At 67.2% G+C, this 15901-nt stretch carries 17 protein-coding genes; 7 read left to right on the forward strand and 10 right to left on the reverse strand.

The features are described 5' to 3' along the window. Positions 1-180: 180 nt before the first annotated feature. Positions 181-702 (forward strand): EF-hand domain-containing protein, encoded by a 522-nt coding sequence (locus tag ACXJJ8_RS04120; protein ID WP_499027115.1) that lies wholly within the window; start codon positions 181-183, stop codon positions 700-702. 6 nt (positions 703-708) lie between these two features. Here ACXJJ8_RS04120 and ACXJJ8_RS04125 read toward each other — a convergent pair whose 3' ends face one another. Beyond that, on the reverse strand, positions 709-1929 hold the full coding sequence (locus tag ACXJJ8_RS04125; protein ID WP_499027116.1) for an alkaline phosphatase family protein: 1221 nt from the start codon (positions 1927-1929) through the stop codon (positions 709-711). A 119-nt stretch (positions 1930-2048) separates the two neighbouring features. On the opposite strand from ACXJJ8_RS04125, the gene ACXJJ8_RS04130 reads away from it, so the two are divergent. From ACXJJ8_RS04130 to ACXJJ8_RS04140, 3 genes are read left to right on the forward strand one after another with little or no spacing between them, the layout of a single operon-like run. Then, positions 2049-2585 (forward strand): YybH family protein, encoded by a 537-nt coding sequence (locus ACXJJ8_RS04130; protein WP_499027117.1) that lies wholly within the window; start codon positions 2049-2051, stop codon positions 2583-2585. Positions 2586-2621: 36 nt separating this feature from the next. Further along, entirely contained in the window at positions 2622-4286 is a 1665-nt protein-coding gene (gene hutU, locus ACXJJ8_RS04135; protein WP_499027118.1) for a urocanate hydratase, read from the forward strand. Positions 4287-4313: 27 nt separating this feature from the next. Then, positions 4314-4775 (forward strand): OsmC family protein, encoded by a 462-nt coding sequence (locus tag ACXJJ8_RS04140; protein ID WP_499027119.1) that lies wholly within the window; start codon positions 4314-4316, stop codon positions 4773-4775. Here the strand turns inward: ACXJJ8_RS04140 and ACXJJ8_RS04145 are convergent. From ACXJJ8_RS04145 to ACXJJ8_RS04160, 4 genes are all read right to left on the reverse strand, one after another. Then, entirely contained in the window at positions 4759-5730 is a 972-nt protein-coding gene (locus tag ACXJJ8_RS04145; RefSeq protein ID WP_499027120.1) for a transglutaminase family protein, read from the reverse strand. The two genes, ACXJJ8_RS04140 and ACXJJ8_RS04145, sit on opposite strands and share 17 nt — an antisense overlap. Before the next feature lie 111 nt (positions 5731-5841). Then, positions 5842-6504: a dioxygenase family protein gene (locus tag ACXJJ8_RS04150; RefSeq protein WP_499027121.1), complete on the reverse strand. Its 663-nt coding sequence runs from the start codon at positions 6502-6504 to the stop codon at positions 5842-5844. A 67-nt stretch (positions 6505-6571) separates the two neighbouring features. Then, positions 6572-7768 (reverse strand): App1 family protein phosphatidate phosphatase, encoded by a 1197-nt coding sequence (locus tag ACXJJ8_RS04155; protein ID WP_499027122.1) that lies wholly within the window; start codon positions 7766-7768, stop codon positions 6572-6574. Then, positions 7765-9108, reverse strand: coding sequence for a formimidoylglutamate deiminase (locus tag ACXJJ8_RS04160; protein ID WP_499027123.1), 1344 nt, complete (start codon positions 9106-9108; stop codon positions 7765-7767). Before ACXJJ8_RS04160 ends, ACXJJ8_RS04155 begins: the two co-directional genes overlap by 4 nt. A gap of 44 nt (positions 9109-9152) precedes the next feature. Here ACXJJ8_RS04160 and hutI point away from each other — a divergent pair, with 44 nt between their 5' ends. After that, complete coding sequence (hutI, locus tag ACXJJ8_RS04165; RefSeq protein ID WP_499027124.1) at positions 9153-10379, forward strand: imidazolonepropionase; 1227 nt, start codon at positions 9153-9155, stop codon at positions 10377-10379. 28 nt (positions 10380-10407) lie between these two features. Continuing rightward, on the forward strand, positions 10408-11583 hold the full coding sequence (locus ACXJJ8_RS04170) for a dipeptidase (RefSeq protein ID WP_499027125.1): 1176 nt from the start codon (positions 10408-10410) through the stop codon (positions 11581-11583). Between the two features lie 74 nt (positions 11584-11657). Here ACXJJ8_RS04170 and ACXJJ8_RS04175 read toward each other — a convergent pair whose 3' ends face one another. The 4 genes from ACXJJ8_RS04175 to gltX form a co-directional block, all read right to left on the reverse strand. Beyond that, positions 11658-11930 carry a 30S ribosomal protein THX gene (locus ACXJJ8_RS04175; RefSeq protein ID WP_499027200.1) on the reverse strand — a complete coding sequence of 91 codons (273 nt, stop codon included), beginning with the start codon at positions 11928-11930 and terminating at the stop codon, positions 11658-11660. Then, positions 11926-12333: a MerC domain-containing protein gene (locus ACXJJ8_RS04180; protein ID WP_499027126.1), complete on the reverse strand. Its 408-nt coding sequence runs from the start codon at positions 12331-12333 to the stop codon at positions 11926-11928. Before ACXJJ8_RS04180 ends, ACXJJ8_RS04175 begins: the two co-directional genes overlap by 5 nt. Positions 12334-12399: 66 nt before the next feature. Then, complete coding sequence (locus ACXJJ8_RS04185) at positions 12400-12879, reverse strand: transcriptional repressor (protein ID WP_499027127.1); 480 nt, start codon at positions 12877-12879, stop codon at positions 12400-12402. A gap of 9 nt (positions 12880-12888) precedes the next feature. Then, complete coding sequence (gene gltX, locus ACXJJ8_RS04190) at positions 12889-14295, reverse strand: glutamate--tRNA ligase (protein WP_499027128.1); 1407 nt, start codon at positions 14293-14295, stop codon at positions 12889-12891. Positions 14296-14360: 65 nt separating this feature from the next. Between gltX and ACXJJ8_RS04195 the strand changes: the two genes are divergently transcribed. Continuing rightward, entirely contained in the window at positions 14361-15083 is a 723-nt protein-coding gene (locus tag ACXJJ8_RS04195) for a UDP-2,3-diacylglucosamine diphosphatase (RefSeq protein WP_499027129.1), read from the forward strand. Position 15084: 1 nt separating this feature from the next. Here ACXJJ8_RS04195 and ACXJJ8_RS04200 read toward each other — a convergent pair whose 3' ends face one another. After that, entirely contained in the window at positions 15085-15900 is an 816-nt protein-coding gene (locus ACXJJ8_RS04200; protein WP_499027130.1) for a ferritin-like domain-containing protein, read from the reverse strand. Between the last annotated feature and the right edge of the window lies 1 nt (position 15901).

Here is a 15901-nt window from a genome sequence, read left to right on the forward strand (position 1 = left end):
AATCGCGCGGTGATAGCGAAGTGAGAAAAAAGCGACGTAAGCGACTGATATTCAGCCTGAACACGCGTTTTCGCGAATCCGGATGCCGACTGAATGGCATAAGCGCCGCGTCAACTGCGACAAGCGGCAGGCGTTACCGGAACCACGCGCGGCGCCCCTGCCGTGCACGACGGAGTCCAGATGAAGATCCATGCCCTCGCCGCGGCGCTGCTCCTGCTGCCCGCGCTGTCTTTTGCACAAACGCCCGCGGGCACCGCCGGCGCCCATCGCGGCATGCACCACGGCGGCCTCGAACGTCTCGACACCGACAACGACGGCCGCATCAGCCGCACCGAATTCGATGCCGGCCGCGCCCAACGCGACGCCACGCGCGCGCAGCATCCCGAGCGCGCCGCGCGTGCGGGAAAGCGCAAGCATGACGAACCGGCCTTCGCCGCGCTCGACGCCAACCGCGACGGTTACATCGTCCGTTCCGAAGCGACTGCGTACCACGAGCGCATGCGCCCGCTGCGCGAGGCGGAGCGCCGTGCCGAGTTCGATGCGCGCTTCAAGGAAGCCGATCTGAATCGCGATGGCAAACTCGGCCGCGTCGAAGTGCAGGACAAGATGCCGCGCATGGCCGACCGCTTCGCGTGGCTCGACGAGAATCGCGACGGTTTCCTGTCGCGTGCCGAGCTTGAAGCGGGCCATTCGCGCCGCTGATGGCGTTCAACGCAGCGCGGGCGTGAACACGTCCGTGCTGCCATCGTGTTCGCCCGGTGGCACGTGGATCAAGCGTGCCAACAATGGATACACATCGACGTTGTCGAACACCGGCAACCGCACGCCCGGCACGAATGCCGGGCCCTGCGCGATGAACAACGCGCGCATCGAAGGCAACGCTGGATCGTAGCCGTGCGAACCGCGCGGATGCGCGGGACGCCTGGCGACTGCGTCGCGCAGGATCGCGTCCCAGCCTTCGTCCATCTGGCACACGATGGGCGGCACGCGCGGATGCGTGCCGAATTTCCACCGTGGCGGCAGTTGCGACTTGCGCCAACATTCGGCGTGGCCGTGGCGGCCGAGCAATGCGCGCTCCGCAGCGTCCGCATGCCCGCGTTGTGGCGCGAAGCCGACGACCTGCCCGGTCGACACCACGCCTGCGTCCCGCGGATCGACCATGTCCTCGATCGAGACAACATGCCCCGGCGCCACTTCTGCCATGCCGTGATCGGAGACGATCACCAGGTTGACGCGATCCCGCAGGCCGTTCGCCTGCAAACCATCGAGCAGGCGGCCGATCGACGCATCGATCCGCGCGAACGACTCCAGCATCTGCGGCGAATCGGGGCCGTAGTCGTGCCCGGTCTTGTCGAGCCGTTCGAAGTACAGCGTCGCCAGGCGGATGCGCGGCGCGGGTTCGGCGAGCCACGCGACGACCTGGTCGACACGCGCGTCGTCGGGGAATGCGCTGTCGTACGCGCGCCAATGCGTGGGGCGCACGCCGCGAATCGGCGCCTGCGAGCCGGGCCAGAACATCGTCGCCGTCGCCAGTCCGTGTTTTTCCGCCGTCACCCAGATCGGTTCGGCACCGTTCCACCAGCGTGCGTCGCTTGCGTTGTCTTCGTTGGCCGCCCGGAACTCGCCCAGCCGTGCATCGTGCATCGTGTTGTGCACCAGACCGTGGCGATCCGGGCGCAGGCCGGTGACCAGCGTGTAGTGGTTCGGGAACGTCAGCGAGGGATAGGACGGGCGCATGCCGTCGGCGCGGACCCCTGCGTTCGCGATTCGCACCAGGTTGGGCGTCACGCCGCGATCCAGGTAATCGGCGCGAAACGCGTCGATCGAGACCAGCAGCACGGGCGGCGCGTCCCCCGGCCGGGTGGCGGCGCAGGACGCGAGTCCGAAGCTCAGCAGCAGGGCGAGCGCGGCCCGGAACAGGATCCCCATCGCGCGATGATACGGCGGGCCCGCGTCGACCCCGTGACCGCAATCGCATGACTTAAGTCGCTGGCCTGCAGCCACCGGCAGGCGCAAGGTGGCGACTTTCGCCCACCATGGAGTCGGTCATGCGCATCGCCCTCGTTGTCGGAATCCTTGCCGGCCTGCCTGTCTCCTCGCCGGTGTTGGCGCAGGAAGCCGCGAGGTCGCCGACCTTCAGCAAGGCCGAATGCGCGGTCTGGGCGCGCGAACTCGCGTTCGCCGACAGCGTCAAGGCGCACGATGCGAAAGCCTTCGCCGATTTCGTCAACACCGGCGCGGTGTTCGGCGTGGGCTCGGGCGCCCCGGTGCGCGGCCGCGCCGCGGTGGTGAAGGATTGGGCGGGCATCGTCGATGGCTCGGCGCTCGTGTTGTCGTGGTATCCCACGGCCGTCGCCATCGGCGGCGAGGGCGACATCGCGTATTCGACCGGCCGCGCCCTGCTCGAATCGCCCGCCGGCAAGACGCCCCGGCGCGTTTCGCTCTCCACCTTCGTCTCGACCTGGCATCGCGACAGCGACGGCACCTGGCGCGTGCTGCTCGATGGCGGTGCTGCGCCCAGGCCCGCCACCGATGCCGAAGTCGCCGACTTCCGTGCCGGGCGCAAGACCTGCCCGCAGGGCTGAGGGATAATCGCGGGTCCCCACGCGCCGGAGCGCTCGATGTCGACCCGCAAGGATTACAGCCGCACGATTCGCGCCCCGCGCGGCAGCCAGTTGTCCTGCCCGTCCTGGCTGTCGGAGGCGCCGTTCCGCATGCTGCAGAACAACCTCGACCCCGAAGTGGCCGAGAATCCCGCCGAACTCGTGGTCTATGGCGGCATCGGCCGTGCGGCGCGCGATTGGGAATGCTTCGACGCGATCCTCGCGGCGCTGAAAACCCTGCGCGACGACGAAACCCTGTTGATCCAGTCGGGCAAGCCCGTCGGCGTCTTCCCGACGCACGCTGATGCCCCGCGCGTGCTGCTCGCAAATTCCAACCTGGTGCCGCATTGGGCAACGTGGGAACACTTCAACGAGCTCGATAAGAAGGGCCTGATGATGTACGGCCAGATGACGGCCGGCTCGTGGATCTACATCGGGTCGCAGGGCATCGTGCAGGGCACGTACGAGACCTTCGTCGAGATGGGCCGCCAGCATTACGACGGCGACCTCACCGGCAAGTGGATCCTGACCGCTGGCCTCGGCGGCATGGGCGGCGCGCAACCGCTGGCCGCCTCGCTCGCCGGTGCGAGCTCGCTCAACATCGAGTGCCAGCAGTCGCGCATCGACATGCGCCTGCGCACGCGCTACGTCGACGAACAGGCGACCGATCTCGACGACGCACTCGCACGCATCGAGAAGTACACGGCTGCCGGTATTGCGAAGTCGATCGCGCTGCTCGGCAACGCCGCGGAAATCCTGCCCGAACTCGTGCGACGCGGCGTGCGCCCGGATGCGGTGACCGACCAGACGTCCGCGCACGATCCGGTGCATGGCTACCTGCCGATCGGCTGGACGGTCGAGCAGTGGCTGCGCATGCAGAGCGAAGATCCGGGCCGCGTCCGTGATGCCGCGAAGAAATCGATGCGCGTGCACGTCGAAGCGATGCTCGCCTTCGAAGACATGGGCATCCCCGTGTTCGACTACGGCAACAACATCCGCCAGATGGCGAAGGACGAAGGCTGCGCGAACGCGTTCGACTTCCCGGGTTTCGTGCCGGCGTACGTGCGCCCGCTGTTCTGTCGCGGCATCGGCCCGTTCCGCTGGGTCGCGCTCTCCGGCGATCCGGAAGACATCTACAAGACCGACGCGAAGGTCAAGGAACTCATTCCCGACGACGCGCACCTGCACCGCTGGCTCGACATGGCGAAGGAGCGCATCAGCTTCCAGGGCCTGCCCGCGCGCATCTGCTGGGTCGGCCTGGGCCTGCGCCACAAGCTCGGGCTCGCCTTCAACGCAATGGTGCGCAACGGTGAACTCAGTGCGCCGATCGTGATCGGCCGCGATCACCTGGACAGCGGCAGCGTGGCTTCGCCCAACCGCGAAACCGAAGCGATGCGCGACGGCAGCGACGCCGTCAGCGACTGGCCGCTGCTCAACGCGATGCTCAACGTCGCCGGTGGCGCGACGTGGGTGTCGCTGCACCACGGTGGCGGCGTGGGCATGGGCTACTCGCAGCACTCGGGCGTCGTGATCGTGTGCGATGGCAGCGAAGCCGCCGACCAGCGCATCGCACGCGTGTTGTGGAACGACCCCGGCACCGGCGTGATGCGCCACGCCGATGCCGGTTACGAGATCGCGAAGCAATGCGCCAGGGAACAGGGCCTGAAGCTGCCGATGGTTTGAGCGTGCACGGCGCGCGAGGAGTTCGACATGGCTGACGACGCGACGCTGCCTGCCGGCCAGGAAGAAGGCCAGGCCCGGGCGCATTCCGACAACACGGGCTTCCGCACGACACTCGACATCGGTGGGCATCCGCTGCTGGCGGATGAACCGGTCTCCGTCGGCGGCACGAACGCGGGTCCCTCGCCCTACGGCTTGCTGTCCGGCGCGCTCGCGGCGTGCACGACGATGACCTTGCACGCCTACGCGAAGGCGAAGCACCTGGCGGTGACCGACATCCGCGTGCACGTGCGACACGACAAGGTGCATGAGGTCGACTGCGAGAATTGCGAACTGGACCCGAATGCGAAAGTCGATTGCCTTTCGCGCACGGTCTGGATCGAAGGCGACATCGACGAGAAGGTGCGCGCACGCATGATGCAGATCGCCGACAAGTGCCCGGTCCACCGGACCTTGCACAGCCAGATCCGGATCGTCACGAAGGCGGGATGAGGGGCAGCGCGGGCAAGCGCGCGCGTTCGGTCGCACGCAAGTAAGCCGCTTCCTCTTCCGGCATGGGCTGGCGCCAGCCCAGGGCCTCCGCTTTCGCGAACCATGCAGCGTTTGCCGCGCTGCGTTCGCGGTATTCGGCGTGTCGCGCGCCTGGTACGTCGGCCGGATCGGGCCATCGATCGTGGAAGTCGCGATCGAGGATGCGGCCGTGGAGGGAGCCCAGGCGCACCATCGCGTCGACATCCTTCGGATCGATCTGCAGCATGCGTTCGGCGATCGCGATGGCGTCTTCGAACGCGCCACGCCGTTCCAGGGCTGCCGCGACGTCGGCGGAGAGCGCCGCGATCTCCTCTTCCCGCGTGAGTGGTCGCAGGTACACGCCGTGGGCCAGGGCGCGTTCGGAAATGCCGGTGTCGCGCACGTATCCCGCGTCCGACTTCAATCCGCCGCCCGTCGCTTCGAGGTTGAGCCACGTGCCGTCCTCATTGCGCACCTTTGCGAACAAATGGTGCGGGGCCTTGGCGAGCGCGACCGTCAGCCCGAGCCGCCGCCCGAGGATCGCGAACAGCACCGGCATCGTGACGCAGTTGCCGCGCCGCGCTTCCAGATATGTCGAGAGCAAGCGATTGCGTGGCACCCGCGCGAAGGGATCGTCGAAGTCGTACGCGAACGGGCGATGCGCGTTCCATGGGCCGGCGACGTGCAATACACGCAGCAACCCGTCGACCCGCGCACGGACCGAAGCGTCCACGCCGACCTCCACGACGACGACGCGCTCCATCTCCTCCACCGCGCGCAGCACCGACGCGACATCGACGGTGCCGTCGACCATCGCATCGAGCGCGACCTTCGTCCGGGCCAGGCCTACGTCGTCGATCAGCAATGCATCGACACGCCCCACCATCGCGCCGGCAGGCGTCGCAAACCAGAACAACAGGAGCAGCAGCAATCGCATGCCCGCAGACTAACCACTGCGCGCGATCGCATTGCCGACGGAGTTGGCGAGCAGACGCTTCTGCAGCGTCTTGCGCCCGCGTCTCGCCTCACGGACGCCGTGTGCGCACGCTCAGGCGAGCACGATGTCCCAACCGAACAGCAACTCGCTCGAGGCCATGTCGTCGGTCGGCGGGAGCAACGTCGCCACCGCGGCGCTGCCGTTCGCACCCAGCGCGCTGAAGATGCGATCGCCCTTGTTGAGCGCTTCGCCGGGGAAATACATCTGCGTCACCAGGTGCGTGCGTTTGCCTGCGACGTCGAAATGGATGTGCGGCGTTCGCACCGCGACCGGATTCATCGGGTTCATCGGGTACGCGCCGGGCTTGATGGTCTTGAAGCGGTAACGTCCGTCCGCATCGGTGATCAAGCGCGCATAGCCCTGGAAGTTCGGGTCCAGTGGCGCAGGGTTGACGTCGCGCGGATGGGCATAGCGCCCATGCGTGTTCGCCTGCCAGATCTCGATCACCGCGCCGCGGATGGGCTTGCCGTCCACGTCGAGCACGCGACCGGCCACCTGGATGATGTGTCCTTCCGCAGGGGCTTTCGCGCCCTTGACGAGCGTGAGGTCCGCGTCGCGCTCCAGGGGCAGTGGCTCTGGGCGAAATGGACCCGCCGTCTGTGCGGGCGTGGCCGCAAGCGCGGCGATGGCCGTCCGCCAGGGCGATGCCAGCGCGAGGACGCCGGCGCCGCCGAGTTGTCGAAGCAGACGTCGACGCGTTTGGATCCTGGCCATGTCGCCTCCGCATGCGCGAGCACCACTGGAACCAACGCGAGGGATCGCGCTCGGCGGTCGCCGACGATCATGTGGATCCGGGTGGCGACGCCACGGCTTCCTGGACCGCAGCCTCCGTCAACGTCGGTCGTGCGGCGTCCTTGCGCACTTCCGCGACGATCGTCGGTATCGCCGCCGGAGCGATCAACCCCAATGTCGCAGCGTGTTCGGCGATGGCGACGCTATCCTTCGCGCGCAACATCGGTACCTTGGTTCCGGCGACCGTCCCGATCCAGGCGTCGACGCCGACATCCAGTGGGCTGTCGGCATCGGGATCGACATCGCGGATGTAGATCGCGGCGATGCGGTCGCCGAATTCCTGCGCCGCTTGCGCGTACAACTCCGCGTCCGCCTGGCCCGAGTCGCCCAACAACACCCAGCGCAATTGCGGGTTGCGCGCGATCAGGGTGCGGGCACGCTCGAGCTTGTGCCCATGCCCCGGCGTCTTGATGAACTTGCCGGTGTCGGTGCCGATGTCGCGCAGGAAGATCGGGCCGGCGGGGATCGCGTTGAGTTCGAGGAAGTCCTCGAGCAGGTCGTACAGATTCCACGGCGAGCTGGAGACATAGAACAGCGGGTTCGTCTCCGCCTGCAATGCCGCGTACAACTTCGCCACGCCGAGCAGCGGCTTGCGCGTGCGCGCGTTGCCGAGGAAGGTGAGCTGCGCGGCGATCTTCCAATCGGTGATGCTGCTTTGCAGGATGGTGTCGTCGATGTCGGAGATGATGCCGAAGCGCGCCGATGGCAGCACTTGCAGGACGGGCTGCGCAGTGTCGAGCGTGCCGTCCTGCAATGCGACGCGTGCTTCCGACCACAACGTGTCGCTTGCCGGGGCCGTCGGTACGAAACTTGCGGCGTAGTAGCCCTCCTGGTCCGTCACCGTGTCCTGGCGCATCTCGCGGAACGTGGCCGCGATCGGCACGCGCGGCACTTCATCGGTATCGAAGCGCCGATACGTGTTGAGCAGGTTGTCCCACCAATCGTCGCGTTCGCCCGGCCCGCCGAGCGGTTTCTGCGCGAGCACGCGGCCGAGCAGCTCGACGCCCCGTGCATCGGCGAATCCGCGATACGCGGCGATGTGCTGCGGCCGATGCCGCCCGAAACGCGTGTTCAAACGATCGAAGGCGGCGTCGACCCAATCGTCGCCGCGTATGATCGCGCTCTCGAACACGCGTCGCGAACGCGTGCGCCAACCGGTCTTCGCCCTGGAATCGCCTTGCGTCACGCCAGCAGCGTATGCATCGCCGCCTTGAACCGCGTGAAGATCGCCTCGCGCCCGCGGTGCCTGCCTTCATGCACGACTTGCTTGCCGGCGACATGCACTTCGCGAATGTGCGGCGCGTTGCCGGCGAACAGCCAGCGATCGATCGCATCGTCCGTGGTGGCGCCGATGAACTGCGGTGCGTCGCGATCGAGCACCAGCCAATCGGCGCAGGCGCCGTTGTAGAAGCAGCCGACCGCGTGGCCGGTCGAGGGCTCCGCGCTCGCCAGCGCATCGTGCAGCAATGATTCGCCGGCGCTCGTCGTCGTGGTGCCGACGGAGACATTGCGGTGGTGCGTGACCAGGCGCTGCCCGTATTCCAACCAGCGCAGCTCTTCCACCGGCGACACGGACACGTGCGAATCCGAGCCGATGCCCCACGAGCCCCCGGCCTCGAGGAAGGCGCGCAACGGAAACAGGCCGTCGCCGAGGTTGGCTTCGGTCGTCGGGCAGATGGCCACCGTTGCGCCGCTGCGCGCGACGCCTTCGATTTCCGCTTGCGCCATGTGGGTTGCGTGGACGAGGGTCCAGTTGCGATTGACGTTCGCGTTCGCGAGGAGCCATTCGACAGGGCGCGCGCCGCGCAATGCCACGCAGTCGACGACTTCAGGCAGTTGCTCGGCGATGTGGATGTGCACCGGGGTCTCGTCGGGAAGTTGCTCGATCACCAGCTGCATCGCGTCCGGCGGTACGGCACGCAGGCTGTGCAACGCGATGCCCACGCGCAGGGTTTGATCCTGCTCGCCATGCAGGGTTTCGAACAGGCGGACGAACCCATCCAGGTCATTGCCGAAGCGCTTCTGGCGTTGCGTGAGCGCGCGGCCGTCGAAGCCGCCGGTCATGTACAACACAGGGAGCAACGTGAGGCGGATCCCGGTTTCGCGCGCGGCGGCGATCAGCGCGTGCGACATCGCGGCCGGATCGGTATACGGGCGGCCATCGGGCGATTGATGGAGGTAGTGGAACTCGCAGACCGTCGTGTAACCGGCTTCGAGCATTTCGACATACAACTGCGCGGCGACGGCCTGCAGCGTGTCGGGCGAGAAACGCGCGGCGAAGCGGTACATCGTCTCCCGCCAGGTCCAGAACGAATCCTGCGGGTGGGTCTGTCGCTCGGCCTGCCCCGCCATCGCACGCTGGAACGCGTGCGAATGCAGGTTCGCCAGGCCGGGCACCACCCACGCCGCGCCTTCGCTGGGTTGCGCGCCGGTGCATTCGACGATGCGCCCCGCGTCGTGGGTAAAGCCGGCGTCGATGCGCCAGCCGCCGGGGGTCCAGAGGCGTTCCGCGTGCAGGGTCTCCATGCAGGCATTCTCGCCCCGCGGCCGTGACCCTACAATCCACGGGGATGCCCGACGCCAACCTCCCCTTCGACGGCCTGCTCCTCGGCGCCGACCTTGCGACGCTCTCCGGCCCCGCGGGCTACGGCGAGATCAGCGATGGCGCGCTCGCGTGGAAGGATGGCGTGCTGGCATTCGTCGGGCCGCGCGCGGAACTGCCGGGTTCGCCCGACGCACTCGCGCGCGAGGTGATCCGTGCGTCGGGTTGGGTCACGCCGGCATTGGTCGATGCGCATACGCACCTGGTGTTCGCGGGCGATCGCGCGCGCGAGTTCGAAATGCGGTTGCAGGGCGCGACGTACGAAGAGATCGCTCGCGCGGGTGGCGGGATCATTTCGACCGTGCGTGCGGTGCGCGAGGCCGATGAGGCTGCGTTGCTCGAACAGTCGCTGCCGCGCGCGCAGGCCTTGTTGCGCGACGGCGTGGCGACGCTGGAAATCAAGTCGGGATATGGACTGGATTTCGAAAGCGAGCGCCGCATGCTGCGTGTTGCGCGCGAGATCGGCAGGACGCTCGGCATCACCGTGCGCACGACCTACCTGGCGGCGCACGCACTTCCGCCGGAGTTCAAGGACAACGCCGACGGATACATCGAGGCCGTGTGCGCCTGGCTGCCGGACCTCCATGCCGAAGACCTCGTCGATGCCGTGGACGCCTTCTGCGAACGCATTGCGTTCACGCCCGCGCAGACGCGGCGTGTCTTCGAATCGGCACGGGCGCTGGGCCTTCCGGTGAAGCTGCATGCCGACCAGTTGAGCGATCTGGGTGGCGCGCAGTTGTCGGCGGAATTCGGCGGCCTGTCCGCGGACCACGTCGAGCACACCAACGACGCCGGCGTGCGCGCGATGGCGGAAAACGGCACCGTCGCCGTGCTGCTGCCGGGCGCATTCCACGTGTTGCGCGACACGACCTTGCCGCCGCTTGATCTGTTCCGCGCACACGGTGTGCCGATGGCCGTGGCGACCGATTGCAATCCGGGCACGTCCCCCTTGTTGTCGCTGCGCCAGGCGATGCAATTGGCGTGCACGCACTTCCGCCTCACGCCCGAGGAAGCGCTGCGCGGCGCGACGATGCATGGTGCGCGTGCGCTCGGCCTGCACGATCGCGGCCAGTTGCGCGTGGGAATGCGCGCCGACTTCGTCGCCTGGCACGTGCGCCATCCGTCCGAGTTGTGCTATTGGCTCGGCGGGAATCTGGTTCATTCCGTCCACGCAGGCGGTGCCCGCATTGCGTGACCTTGTCTTCGTCCGGGGAGTGCGTTGCATGCGTCGTTACGTTTTGGCCCTTCTTCCGTTGTGCCTGGCCGGTGTCGTGCACGCCGCCGAACCGTCCGCTGCCGCGCGCAAGCTCGCGCAGGACGCGCTCATCGTCGACACGCACATCGATGCACCGGAAAACCTGATCGACAGTTGGAACGACCTGACCGTGCTGGCGCCCAAGCGCGAGTTCGATTACCCGCGCGCGAAGGAAGGCGGCCTCGACGTGCCGTGGATGTCCATTTACACCTCGGCCGAGGAAGACGAAGCCGGAAAGGCGTGGACGATCGCGAACCTGCAGATCGACGCGGTGCGCTCGCTCATCGCGCGCGCGCCCGACAAGTTCGCGCTGCTGCTCTCGCCGAAGGAGGTCGAAAAGAACGTCGGCAAGGTCATGTTGCCGATGGGCATGGAAAACGGCGGCCCGATCGGCGAGGACCTGGGCAAGCTGCAGTTTTTCTTCGACCGAGGCATCCGCTACATCACGCTGTGCCACGGCGCGGACAACCGGATCGCGGACTCGTCGTACGTCGAAACGCACAAGTGGGGCGGGCTGAGCCCGTTCGGCGAAAAGGTGGTCGCCGAAATGAATCGCCTGGGCATCATCGTCGATGTCTCGCATGTCTCCGACGATGCGGTGCGCGACGTGTTGCGTGTCACCGACGTCCCGGTGATCGCGAGCCACTCGGGCTTCCGCCACTTCACGCCGACCTGGCATCGCAACCTGCCCGACGATCTGGCGAAAGCGATCGCGAAGGAAGGCGGCGTGATCCAGGTGTCCTTCGGCACGGTGTTCCTGTCCGACAAGCAGTCGCGCGAGTGGGCGGACAAGCGTGCGCAGATGGCGGCGATGAAGAAGGCCGGCAAGACGTCGGAGGAAATCGACGCGTTCGAAAAGCAGTTCACGAAGGCGCATCCGGCGCCGGTGTTGCACGTGGATGCGGTGCTCGACCAGATCGATTACGGCGTCAAGCTGGTCGGCGTGGACCACATCGGCATCGGTTCGGACTTCGATGGCGTGTCGGGCGAACTGCCCGTCGACCTGAAGTCGGTGAAGGACTATCCGGTGCTCGTCGATGGCTTGCTCAAGCGCGGGTATTCGGAAGCCGATGTCCGGAAGATCCTCGGCGGGAACCTGCTGCGCGCGTGGGGGGAGATCGAGGCGCACGCCGGAAAGCACTGACCACGCCGCGCAAGGCCGGAAAAGCAGAAGCCCCGCAATCGCGGGGCTTCTTCGTTGACGCTTGCGCCGAAGGATTACTCCTTCGAAGCGGTCTTCTTCGCCACGACCTTCTTCGCCGGGGCCTTGGCGGCAGCCGCCGTCTTGGTCGCGGTCTTCTTCACGGCCGGCGCGGCGCCCGTGCCCGTCGCCTTGGTGGCCGCGCTGGAACGCGCGTTGCCGTAGCTCGCGTTGTAACGCTTGCCCTTGGCGGTCTTGCGGTCGCCCTTGCCCATCGTGATGCTCCTGGTATGCGGTATCGAAATCTGCGCGCAGGTTGCGCGCGAGGGCGCAAAGCCTAGCAGATCAATGGACGCAACTGGCGTTGTGGATGTGGACGAGCCGCAGGTTGGCCAGGTGCGCCAGGCCCACGAGCGTGCCGCCGGCGGTCATCACCAGTGCGTGCAAGACCAGGTTGTGATGCACCAGCGGAAGCAGGATGCCGGACCAGAGCGCAGCCAGGCCCGGGATCAGCAGGCCCAACGCGCGGACCCCGCCGTGTCGGCGGTAGCCCCAGAACACGCTGAAGCAGCCGACCAGGGTCGCGAAGGCGATGAACGCCCGCTCGAATCCGTCGTATTTGGCCGACGCGAGCCCAAGCGCCGGCAAGGCCGCGATCGCCAGCGGCAGCAACGCGCAATGCACGGCGCACACCAGCGAACCGGCGGCGCCGAGGCGGTCGAGGAAGCGATGGGAGGCTTGGGCGGGCGACATCGGTGAAACAATATAACATTCCCCAACAAGGGGAACACCCCCGAACGGGGGAGCTCCCTGCCCTGTTCAGCCCCGGCAGGCGCCGCAGATGCCGTGCACTTCCAGCGTCTGGGCCTGCGGCGCGAAGCCCAGCGCGCGCGCCGAGGCGTCGAGCGAAGAGACGATGCTGTCGTCCTCCAGCTCCGTTGCCGAATGACACGCGTCGCAGATCAGGAAGGGCACCGCGTGTGCCTCCCCACCCGGGTGGTGACAACCCACGAAGGCGTTGATCGACGCCAGCTTGTGCACGAACCCGTTTTCGACGAGGAAGTCGAGCGCGCGATACACCGTCGGCGGCGCGGCGCCTTCGTGCGTGGCCTTCATGCGATCGAGCAACTCGTAGGCCTTCATCGGGCGGCCCGCGTCGGCGATCAGCCGCATCGCGGTGGCGCGGATGGGCGTGAGGTTCAGCCCGCGCACCTCGCACGCCCGCTCGACCTCGTGCACGAAGGCGTCGCCATCGTGGACGTGATGCTTGGGGTCGGTGCAGGAAGCGTGGATGCCCATCGTCTTGAATTAGTCCCCGGCAGGCAGCTTTGCAAGGGCCGCGTCGATGCGGGCCAGCGCCTGGTCGCGCCCGGCGAGGTACACGGTATGCGAGATGTCGGGGCTGACCTGCGTGCCGGTGATCGCCACGCGCATCGGCTGCGCGACCTTGCCCATGCCGATGCCGAGCGCTTCTGCGCACGCATGCAGGGCCTGGCTCACGCCCTCGGCGGACCATTGCGCCAGCGCGGCGAGGCGATCGCGCGCGTCGGCGAGCGGCGCACGCGCACCGGCGGTGAGGTGCTTGGCGACGGCGGCATCGTCGTAGGTCGTGAGGGGACCGAACCACACCGCTGCGCGCTCGGCCATGTCCTTCAGGGTCTGCACGCGGTCGCGCATGGCGATGACGATGTCGGCCGGCCTCGGCCCCTGTGCGAGGTCGTACCCGGCCTTGCGCAGGTGCCATTCGAGGTGCTTGCCGACTTCGACCGGATCGTCGGATTTCAGGTACTGCTGGTTGAGCCAGCCCAGCTTCTGCGAATCCAGGCGCGAGGCCTTCGCGTTGACGTCCTTCAGGTCAAACAGCGAAATCAGTTCGGCGATCGAGAAGATCTCCTGGTCGCCATGCGACCAACCCAGGCGCGCGAGGTAATTCAGCAGCGCGTGCGGGAGGTAGCCGGCGTCGCGATACTGCATGACGTCCGCCGCGCCCGTGCGCTTGGACAACTTGGCGCCCTGCTCGTCGAGGATCATCGGCAGGTGCGCGAAATGCGGCACCGGCTTGCCGAGCGCGCGATAGATGTTGATCTGCCGCGGCGTGTTGTTGACGTGGTCGTCGCCGCGCACGACATCGCTGACCTGCATGTCGATGTCGTCGACCACGACCGCGAAGTTGTACGTCGGGTAGCCGTCGGAACGGAAGATCACCAGGTCGTCGAGCTCGCCGTTGGCAATCTCGATGCGTCCCTTGACCTTGTCGTCCCACACGACGGTGCCATCGACGGGGTTCTTGAAGCGGATGACGCGATTGCGGTCGTCGCGGAAGCCCGCATTCGCTTCGCGATACGCGCCGTTGTAACGCGGCTTCTCGCTGGCGGCCATCGCCGCTTCGCGCATCGCCTCGAGTTCTTCCTTCGTCTCATAGGCGTAGTACGCCGTGCCTTCGCGCACCATCTGCTCGGCGACTTCGCGGTAGCGCGCAAGGCGCTGCGTCTGGTAGACCGGGCCCTCGTCGTAATCCAGGCCCAACCATTCCATCGCCTCGAGGATCGCGTCGATCGCCGCCTGCGTGCTGCGCTCCCGGTCGGTGTCTTCCACGCGCAGGATGAAGGCGCCACCGTGGCGGCGCGCCTCCAGCCAGCAATACAGCGCGGTGCGCGCGCCGCCGATGTGGAGGTAACCGGTGGGGCTCGGGGCGAAACGGGTGCGGACGGCCATGGGGGTCGCAGGTGACGAATCGGAAAGTCCGCGATTTTACGCCTCGGCCGCTTAGAATGCCCGCGATGACCACGCTCTTCATTTCCGACCTCCACCTCGACGCCGAACGACCCGCGATGACCGCGTTGTTCGGTGATTTCGTGGAAAGTGAAGCCCGTGGGGCCGATGCGCTCTACATCCTGGGCGATCTGTTCGAGGCGTGGGTGGGCGATGACGATCCTTCGGAGGTCGGCGCGTTCGTGGCCGATCGCCTCGCAGCGCTTGCACGTTCCGGCACGCCGTCGTACTTCATTCGTGGCAATCGCGATTTCCTGCTCGGCGAGGATTACGCGGCGCGTGCGCGCATGCGCATTCTCCCGGATCCCGCCGTCGTGGTGATCGAAGGCACGCCCGCGGTGTTGATGCACGGCGATACCTTGTGCACGGGCGACACGGCCTACCAGGCGTTCCGTGCGCAGACGCGCGATCCGAAGTGGCAGGCGCAATTCCTGTCGCAGTCCTTGGAAAGCCGCATCGCGTTCGCGCAGCAAGCACGCGCTGCGAGCCAGGCGCACCAGTCGGGGTTGCAGCGCGAGGGGTTGATGGAAGCGATCACCGATGTCGCGCCGGCGACGGTCGACGCGGCGATGGGCCGATTCGGGATTCCGCGCCTCATCCACGGGCACACGCATCGGCCGAACGTGCACGACGAGAAGCACGGCACGCGGATCGTGCTCGGCGATTGGTATGAACAGGGTTCGGTGTTGCGCGTGGATCGCGACGGCGCGAAATTGTCCGCGCTGGGCTGAGTTACCGCTTCGATTCGGCGTCGAGTTGCTGCAGCGACGCCAGTTCCTCGTCATCGAAGCCCGCCGCCCTGCGCGCCTTGAGGTTGAACGGGCCATGCAGCACCGGGCGTGCGTATTCGGCGAGCAGCTCGCGGAACATCGCGTGTGGCTCGATGTCGTGCACCTGGCAACACCAGCGATACCAGCGTGAGCCCGCGGCGACGTGCGCGACTTCCTCGCGCAGGATGACGACGAGGATGTCGGCGGTCTTGTCGTCGCCGAGCGAACGGAGTTTGTCGATCATGCCGGGCGTGACGTCGAGTCCGCGCGCTTCGAGCACGCGCGGCACGAGCGCCATGCGCGCCAGTGCATCGTGCGCGGTCTTCTCCGCCATTTCCCACAGGCCGTTGTGCGCATCGAAATCGCCGTAGTCGTGGCCGAACGCCTGCAGGCGTTCGCGCAGCATCGCGAAATGGCGCGCTTCGTCGGCGGCGACGCCCACCCAATCGCGATAGTAGTCGGCGGGGAAATGACGGAAGCGATACACCGCATCCCACGCCAGGTCGATCGCATTGAATTCGATGTGCGCGACGGCGTGGATGAAGGCTGCGCGCCCTTCGTCGCTGCCGAAGCCGCGACGCGGGAGGTCGCGCGGATGCACGAGGCGCGGGCGCTGCGGGCGCCCGGGCATGCGGATCGGATCGGGTTCGCGCTCGTCTTCCAGCGTGGCGAACATGCCGTCGGCGAAATCCGCCGCGGCCTGCGCGGTCAATGCGACTTTGGCCTCGGGCGTGTCCGCGTCGAGGCACGCGCGCGCTGCATCGAACAGCGAGGCCATG

It is taken from the genome of Lysobacter sp. P5_C4 (assembly GCF_054049695.1).

Bases quoted from the DNA above. Each gene is read 5' to 3' on its own strand.
- ACXJJ8_RS04120 (WP_499027115.1), top strand. From the start codon at position 181: ATGAAGATCCATGCCCTCGCCGCGGCGCTGCTCCTGCTGCCCGCGCTG.
- ACXJJ8_RS04160 (WP_499027123.1), bottom strand. From the start codon at position 9,108: ATGGAGACCCTGCACGCGGAACGCCTCTGGACCCCCGGCGGCTGGCGC.
- ACXJJ8_RS04145 (WP_499027120.1), bottom strand. From the start codon at position 5,730: ATGCGATTGCTGCTGCTCCTGTTGTTCTGGTTTGCGACGCCTGCCGGC.
- ACXJJ8_RS04150 (WP_499027121.1), bottom strand. From the start codon at position 6,504: ATGGCCAGGATCCAAACGCGTCGACGTCTGCTTCGACAACTCGGCGGC.
- ACXJJ8_RS04185 (WP_499027127.1), bottom strand. From the start codon at position 12,879: ATGGGCATCCACGCTTCCTGCACCGACCCCAAGCATCACGTCCACGAT.
- ACXJJ8_RS04130 (WP_499027117.1), top strand. From the start codon at position 2,049: ATGCGCATCGCCCTCGTTGTCGGAATCCTTGCCGGCCTGCCTGTCTCC.
- ACXJJ8_RS04170 (WP_499027125.1), top strand. From the start codon at position 10,408: ATGCGTCGTTACGTTTTGGCCCTTCTTCCGTTGTGCCTGGCCGGTGTC.
- ACXJJ8_RS04140 (WP_499027119.1), top strand. From the start codon at position 4,314: ATGGCTGACGACGCGACGCTGCCTGCCGGCCAGGAAGAAGGCCAGGCC.
- ACXJJ8_RS04125 (WP_499027116.1), bottom strand. From the start codon at position 1,929: ATGGGGATCCTGTTCCGGGCCGCGCTCGCCCTGCTGCTGAGCTTCGGA.
- hutI (WP_499027124.1), top strand. From the start codon at position 9,153: ATGCCCGACGCCAACCTCCCCTTCGACGGCCTGCTCCTCGGCGCCGAC.
- ACXJJ8_RS04180 (WP_499027126.1), bottom strand. From the start codon at position 12,333: ATGTCGCCCGCCCAAGCCTCCCATCGCTTCCTCGACCGCCTCGGCGCC.
- gltX (WP_499027128.1), bottom strand. From the start codon at position 14,295: ATGGCCGTCCGCACCCGTTTCGCCCCGAGCCCCACCGGTTACCTCCAC.
- ACXJJ8_RS04195 (WP_499027129.1), top strand. From the start codon at position 14,361: ATGACCACGCTCTTCATTTCCGACCTCCACCTCGACGCCGAACGACCC.
- hutU (WP_499027118.1), top strand. From the start codon at position 2,622: ATGTCGACCCGCAAGGATTACAGCCGCACGATTCGCGCCCCGCGCGGC.
- ACXJJ8_RS04200 (WP_499027130.1), bottom strand. From the start codon at position 15,900: ATGGCCTCGCTGTTCGATGCAGCGCGCGCGTGCCTCGACGCGGACACG.